At 51.9% G+C, this 4,310-nt stretch carries 7 protein-coding genes; 4 read left to right on the top strand and 3 right to left on the bottom strand.

Features of this window, described 5'->3' with window-relative positions; genetic code table 11:
* Positions 1-507 precede the first annotated feature (507 nt).
* Entirely contained in the window at positions 508-741 is a 234-nt protein-coding gene (locus AC3B8H_RS19015) for a helix-turn-helix transcriptional regulator (protein WP_488443093.1), read from the top strand.
* Positions 738-2,000 (top strand): HipA domain-containing protein, encoded by a 1,263-nt coding sequence (locus AC3B8H_RS19010; protein ID WP_488443092.1) that lies wholly within the window; start codon positions 738-740, stop codon positions 1,998-2,000. The genes AC3B8H_RS19015 and AC3B8H_RS19010 overlap by 4 nt, the downstream gene beginning before the upstream one ends.
* A gap of 47 nt (positions 2,001-2,047) precedes the next feature.
* Here the strand turns inward: AC3B8H_RS19010 and AC3B8H_RS19005 are convergent, their stop codons facing one another.
* Both AC3B8H_RS19005 and AC3B8H_RS19000 read right to left on the bottom strand, forming a co-directional pair.
* The gene (locus tag AC3B8H_RS19005) at positions 2,048-2,443 is read right to left on the bottom strand and encodes a type II toxin-antitoxin system VapC family toxin (RefSeq protein WP_488443091.1); all 396 of its coding nucleotides are present in this window, start codon (positions 2,441-2,443) and stop codon (positions 2,048-2,050) included.
* Positions 2,430-2,708 (bottom strand): AbrB/MazE/SpoVT family DNA-binding domain-containing protein, encoded by a 279-nt coding sequence (locus AC3B8H_RS19000; protein ID WP_488443090.1) that lies wholly within the window; start codon positions 2,706-2,708, stop codon positions 2,430-2,432. Before AC3B8H_RS19000 ends, AC3B8H_RS19005 begins: the two co-directional genes overlap by 14 nt.
* A gap of 169 nt (positions 2,709-2,877) precedes the next feature.
* Between AC3B8H_RS19000 and AC3B8H_RS18995 the strand changes: the two genes are divergently transcribed.
* Positions 2,878-3,042 (top strand): hypothetical protein, encoded by a 165-nt coding sequence (locus AC3B8H_RS18995; protein ID WP_488443089.1) that lies wholly within the window; start codon positions 2,878-2,880, stop codon positions 3,040-3,042.
* A gap of 53 nt (positions 3,043-3,095) precedes the next feature.
* The gene (locus AC3B8H_RS18990; RefSeq protein WP_488443088.1) at positions 3,096-3,320 is read left to right on the top strand and encodes a hypothetical protein; all 225 of its coding nucleotides are present in this window, start codon (positions 3,096-3,098) and stop codon (positions 3,318-3,320) included.
* Between the two features lie 389 nt (positions 3,321-3,709).
* On the opposite strand, the gene AC3B8H_RS18985 is transcribed toward AC3B8H_RS18990, so the two are convergent.
* Positions 3,710-4,310 (bottom strand): AlbA family DNA-binding domain-containing protein (locus AC3B8H_RS18985; protein WP_488443087.1); only part of this gene is annotated, 601 nt, incomplete at its 5' end.

Genomic DNA, 4,310 nt, shown 5'->3' with positions numbered 1-4,310 from the left:
TTCGCTGAAATTCATGGAAACGGAGCGAAAGCGAAGTGATGAATTTTAGTCCCCGATAGGCGTAGCGCCGGGCGGGTTTTCGCAGAAAACCTGCAAGGCATCGCGACACGCCGTTAAGTCATGCGAGAGCCGATGTTTCGACCCCTGGTTGGGTCGAAACGAGGTGACGCGGACGCATCGGGGCCGCCGAAGGCCATCACCGTGACGGTGGAGTCCTGATTTTCGTCCCATGGATGGGCGAAAATCTTTACGGACGGAAGCCGTCACTCGCCGATGCTGTCGGTTGTTTTCTTTTGGTTCGTTCTTGCAATTACCCTAAGTTATATCATCAGCATTCAGCGCTAACCATCACAGTCAGATAGACTTGGCAGAGAAAGGGGCTATTTTTCCCGAACGGGAACTTCGATGCTTGTCTATCGTAAATTCTAAATTAATTTTCCCGTACGGGAAATTAAACTTGCATATTGGTTGCTCTCGCCTAATAATTTCCCGAACGGGAAAAACCTTATGATCAACATCCAATCTACCCAACAACTTGGCCAGGCGCTACGCACCGCCCGCAAACAGCTCGGATTAACTCAATCCGAATTGGCGTTGGCGGCAGGTGTTGGCGTTCGCTTTATCGTTGACCTCGAAGCAGGCAAGCCGACCGTGCGTCTGGAAACGGTGATGCGTGTGATTGAGGCACTGGGCGGGCTGGTCATGCTCGATGGCCTGCCGGAAATAAGCGAAGCACCATGAGCTATTTGCTTGCGGTCTATTTATTTGATCGTCGAGTGGGGAATTTGGCCCTGGTTGAAGGCAGACTGCAATTTAGCTATGACGCCGACTGGCTGCAACAATCCGACGCAGTCCCTCTGTCCTGTTTGTTACCGTTGCAAGTAGAACCGTTCAACGACTTGCAGGCGCGGCCTTTCTTTGCCGGACTGTTACCGGAGGGCAAGTTACGCCAATTGGTCGCACGCCAGTTTCAGGTCTCGAAGCAAAACGACTTTGCGTTACTTGATCATATCGGTGGCGAATGCGCCGGCGCCGTTTCGCTATTGCCGCCAGACGGTTTACCCGCTGTGTCTAATTCAGCGAGCGATATTGACTGGCTGTCCAACGATGACCTGCTTGCCGTGCTGGATGAATTGCCCCAGCGCCCGATGCTGGCCGGTCAGGATGGCTTGCGCTTATCGTTGGCTGGCGCTCAGGATAAATTGCCGGTGGTGTTTGATGGGCAACGAATCGGTCTGCCCCGCAATGGTACGCCCAGTAGTCATATTCTCAAACCGGCCATCGCTGCCTTTGAAGACAGTGTGATTAACGAAGGTTTCTGTCTGGCATTGACAGGTGCGATGCAATTCCAGGCCGCACAGTCGAGGATTTGTGCAATCGGTGATCGTTCATTTCTGCTGGTTGAGCGTTATGACAGAACTCAAGCTGCAAATAGCCAACGCGTGCGGCTGCATCAGGAAGATTTCTGCCAAGCACTTGGCGTGGTGCCGGAACTGAAATACCAAAACGAGGGCGGGCCGGGTCTGGACCAGTGTTTTGACTTGGTCCGCCGCGTGACCCGACCGAGTGCGCCGCAAGTGTTGCGACTGCTGGATGCGGTTATTTTCAATGCCTTGATCGGCAACCACGACGCTCATGCCAAGAACTTTTCCATCTTGTATGCCGACAAAGGCGCCGTTCTGGCGCCGCTCTACGACGTATTGTCAACCGCCGTTTATCCCAGCCTGACGCCAAAGATGGCGATGCAGTTGGGTGGCAAATACAAATTCAGCGAAGTACAGGCAAGACACTGGGATCGCTTTGCCCAAGCGGCGGGCTTATCGGTAGCGCAAACCCGAAAACGCATTCTAGGTTTGTGCCAAAGGCTACCAGTGGTCGCTCGCAGCTTGCAGACATCGGTAACCCATCAATTCGCCGGAAATCCGGTGGTTGAACACATCGTACAGCTGATCGAGCAACGCGCGGCGCTGACGGTCAGACGGCTTGCGGGGGAAGATTGAAGTAGACGGCGTTTGGGCGACGCGCCACCTACCGTGTAAGGCCGGCCTCAGACCTGCAAAACCCGGACTTCCGGCGTACTACCGGCCTCGCGCGCGGACTTGCAAAAATCGCGGTCGAAGGTATGCATCACGGCTTTACCGCAAGCCGCCAGATGCAAGGCATCGGCGAAATCGGCGCCTTGCGCGTACCATTCCAAGGCATGGCTGAAGGCTTCGGCATCTTCGACCACAGTGTTGTCTACTTCCAACAATGCCGAGAAAAATGCGCTAAGTTGGTCGCGGGATTTTTTATAGCGGGCGCGCAGAACCCATTCGGTTTCCAGCAGAACGGTGCGCGAGATAAAAATGCTGTCGCTGGCAATCAATTGGCGAACCACGGCCACCTGTTCCGGATGATCGTCCACTAACGCCCGCACCAGCAGGTTGGTGTCAAAGGCGATCATGGTTTGCGTCCTGGTCGTCCTCTTCGTTGAGATCTACCGGCTGACATAAGGCTTCAGTGGAAAGAGCAGGCCCGTCGTGCTTGAGCATGCCGATCAAGTCTGCCAAATTACGGCCGGACTTCTTAGGCACCGCTTTCAATGTAACGCTGGAGGCATTGGCAATCAAAGTGAGTTCCGTGCCGGCTTCCCAATGCAGTTCGTCGCGAATTTCCTTGGGGATGACAACCTGGCCCTTGCTGGATAGGGTAATCGTGGCGGTAGACACCGGCATACTCCTTGGGTAAGTCGAAAAGTAAGCCTGATTATCCGCTGGGGATGTCTTGTTGACAAGTTTGGAGTGATGTCGTTGCCTATGGATAGATTTATCATCGTTCCCACGCTCCGCGTGGGAATGCAGCCCAGGACGCTCGGCGTCCTTTTGAATAAGGCAAATCATGGGAAGAAGCCGTTATCAAATCACCGAAGCCGACAAACCCCATTTCATGACCAGCACCGGCGTCGAATGGCTGGCCTTGTTTACCCGCCCGGAAACCTTGCAAATCGTCCTCGACAGTTGGCAATACCAACGCCAACACACAGGGTTAAAACTCTACGGTTAGGTAATTCTGGAAAATCACCTGCATTTCATCGCTCAGGCGCCGGAATTGGACCAATGCGTCCTAGCTTCAAATCCTACACCGCACGCCGGATCATCGACCTCCTGCAGCAGCAAAAAGCCGAACGCCTGCTGCAACGCCTGCATTTTGCCAAAGCCGCGCATAAACGGGACCGCGAGTACCAGTTCTGGCAAGAGTGCATGCGCGCCTATATTGCTATTCCGTCCGGGCTGAGCCAGTCGAAGCCTGGTGCGGCAGAAGCTGGACTACATCCACGCTAACCCGGTTAAACGCGGTTATGTGAACTTACCGCAGCATCGACGTTATTCCAGTACCGCCAACTATGAAGGCTTGGCGGGGTTGATTGAGATAGTTGTTTGGTGATGGACGCTGGAGCGTCCGGGGCCGCGTTCCCACGCGGAGCGTGGGAACGATGGAAATACATTATTTGCCTTCAAGACACGAGATAACCGGTAGGGCGACAATAGGCGAAGCCGTATTGCGCCGAATGAAACGGTTTCACATCCGGCGTATTACGCTATCGCTAATACGCCCTACGCGGGCTAACATGGGTCGAAGTGCCTCATCACCAAAGCAAACAAGCGGATGTAGGGTACACGGTGCGGACCCCGCCGGGCTTTGGCCGCATCTATGCTGAGTATCGCTTTGCTCAAAATCTATTTGCTATCGCAGCGATCTGTTTTGCATTTTCTGCTTTGATTGTCTCATCTCCACTCCTCAAATATGTATCATCACCGACATAGGCCATTTCTTTTTGGGGAGGGATTGTAATGGTAATTACACCTAATCCGTAGAATTGATTAAAATCCATATTAGAAAGAACGGAATCCCTTATTCCAATGGATAGATCTGAGTTTCTGATTCCTTCCTTCCATTTTGAGAAATAATCTTCCAAGGATAACCCAAGTAACTTAGCCTCTCTTGAAATTCCGACAACGAAGCGCTTGCCAACTTTTCTTGGTTCGATTTTATCTAGTATTTTTATTCTGTCCTTGTCCGAATCTTTATCTGTTACTCCAATCAATATTTTCCCTGTATTTGTTGGTCCATTGTTCCCCATGGCGCAAATAGTTTTTACAATCTTGTCAATAATATTTCTGTCAATTTTCCTGTCCTCGGATAGAACTAATAACCCTTGCTTTAGCTCGGAATTGGCTAACTCTATCTCTGATCGTCTGATTGAATTCTCTATGTCAATACTTGAGTTAGATCCATATATATGTGTTTTGCCCTTAGAGTCAATTAAACAA

This window comes from Methylomonas sp. BG-2 (genome assembly GCF_057766305.1).
Note: the sequence above shows the minus strand (reverse complement) of the source record. Positions and strands in the feature narration are given on the sequence as shown.